Here is a 2,203-nt window from a genome sequence, read left to right on the forward strand (position 1 = left end):
CTCGCAGTATCCGGTTCTCAAGGTGCACGCCCTCGCGGTCAATCCGGTCCGACCGGGCCGCGCGGCAAGGAGATATATTGCCAGACCGGAGGGGCCCGCGGGGCGGGAATCTGGTTGCACACAACTCCTACACAGTTTGGGATTCTCAGCTGTATTTAGCAGTAATAGAGAGGGGACCTCGTTTCCGAGATCCCCTTTTTCGTCTATCTATAGAAATAGGCTTTCAAAGCCTTAGGCCAACAGCTTGCGACCTGACTCCTCAATCGCGTCAAGTGCTGCATCAGCCTCGGCGGCATCCGCGCCCTTAGCGAAGATGTACAGCTTGATCTTGGGCTCGGTGCCGGAAGGACGGACAATGCCCTTGTTGCCGCCCTCAAGATCGAACTCAATGACATTAGCCTTCGGCAGGCCGTTCACGCAGGTGTTGTAATCCACAACGGCCTCGATCTTGGAGCCTGCGAGCTCCGCGGGCGGGTTCTCGCGCAGACCAGCCATGATGCCGGCCATCTTTGCCGCACCCTCAGCGCCCGGATAGCTCAGCGAAATCGTCTTGTTGTGATAGTAGCCATACTTCTCGTACAGCTCGTGCATCGCATCGGCAAGGTTCTTGCCCTGGAGCTTGTAATACTGCGCCATCTGGCAAATGAGCAGCGAAGTGCTCACGGCGTCCTTGTCGCGCACGTGGTCGCCGGCCAGATAACCGTAGCTCTCCTCGAAACCGAAGATAAAGCGATCGACTTCACCAGCATCGGAAAGCGAGGTAATGATGTCACCGATGTACTTGAAGCCCGTCAGGCAGCGACGGAGCTCAAAGCCATACTCCTCGGCCAGAGCATCGACCATGGCGGAAGAAACAATGGTAGTAACCGCGACCTTCTTGGTGAGATCCTCGCCGCGGGCGGCACGGGTCTTGCAGATATAGTCGAGCAGCAGAACGCCCATCTCATTGCCGGTCAGCAGCAGATAGTCATCACCATTCTTAACAGCAACGCCAACACGGTCGGCGTCAGGATCGGTTGCAAGCAGCAGATCGGGGTGAACCTGCTCGCACAGGTCGATTCCCTTCTGCATGGCCTGACGGATCTCGGGGTTAGGATACGGACAGGTCGGGAAATCGCCGTTCGGGTCCTTCTGCTCGGGAACAACCGTGACATCGGTGATGCCGGCGCGCTCAAGCACCGTCGTGACGGGAATGAGGCCAGTGCCGTTGAGCGGAGTGTAGACGAGCTTAAGCGGAGCGCCAGCGATCTCCTCGGCAGAAAGGTTGGTCACGCCGCGCGCGAGAACGGCGTCGTAATAACGCTCGAGGCACGAGTCATCGATCCATTTGACCAGACCCTGCTCAAGAGCCTCATCGAAGTCCATGGACTTCACGCCAGTGAACGTATCGGTCTCGGCAATAGCCTTAGAAATTGCATCGGCAGCCTCGCTAGTGATCTGGCAGCCGTCGGGGCCATAGGCCTTATAGCCGTTATAAGGCGCCGGATTATGACTAGCGGTCATGCAAATGCCACCGGAGCACTCAAGATCGCGGACAGCCCAAGATAGCGTAGGCACCGGGGAAATCTTAGGATACACAAGGGCGGTGACACCATTTGCCGCAAGAATAGCAGCAGTCGTCTTGACGAACAGTTCACCCTTATTGCGGCTATCGCGAGCGATGGCAACTGTCGGATGCTCAAAAGTCGCATTGAGATAGTCGGCGAAGCCCTGCGTTGCACGGCCGACCGTATAGATATTCATACGGTTGGTGCCAGCACCGATCGTGCCACGCAGGCCGGCGGTGCCGAAGGCAAGATCCTGGAAGAAGGCATCGGTGATGGCATCCTCGTCACCCTGCTCCTTCATCGTGTTGAGCTCGGTCAGCAGCTCATCATCCTTGACATTGGCAATCCAAGTATCAAGCAGCTCGTGAACATCTGCCATGTGCGTCCTTCCTTCATAATCAATAAAACGGCCCGCCTAAAACAGGTCAAGCGCAGTATCACGCTTAGGTAGATAGTAATCCATTGAGTGTGTGAGACTGTCAAGAGAACGGTGAACGTCTGAATAAGACGGCAGATGATATCGTTGTAAAAAATGTCATTTAGTTAAATTGCCTGAGAAACGAAAAAGGGGGAGGCCGCGAGGCCTCCCCCTTCTCAGTCCAAGCGCACGGCTCGGTGCCGTCCACCGGTCAGCGGCGCCCTGGCCTCCCACGGGC

Annotated in this window: 1 protein-coding gene; it reads right to left on the reverse strand. The window is 56.7% G+C overall.

Annotated elements, in window-relative coordinates; translation table 11 throughout:
• Positions 1–231: 231 nt before the first annotated feature.
• Positions 232–1,926 carry a phospho-sugar mutase gene (locus ACTQ0H_RS09195; RefSeq protein WP_427719879.1) on the reverse strand — a complete coding sequence of 565 codons (1,695 nt, stop codon included), beginning with the start codon at positions 1,924–1,926 and terminating at the stop codon, positions 232–234.
• Positions 1,927–2,203 lie beyond the last annotated feature (277 nt).

It is taken from the genome of Collinsella sp. LCP21S3_A3 (assembly GCF_052118905.1).
Taxonomy (GTDB): Bacteria; Actinomycetota; Coriobacteriia; order Coriobacteriales; family Coriobacteriaceae; genus Collinsella.

Bases quoted from the DNA above. Each gene is read 5' to 3' on its own strand.
- ACTQ0H_RS09195 (WP_427719879.1), bottom strand. From the start codon at position 1,926: ATGGCAGATGTTCACGAGCTGCTTGATACTTGGATTGCCAATGTCAAG.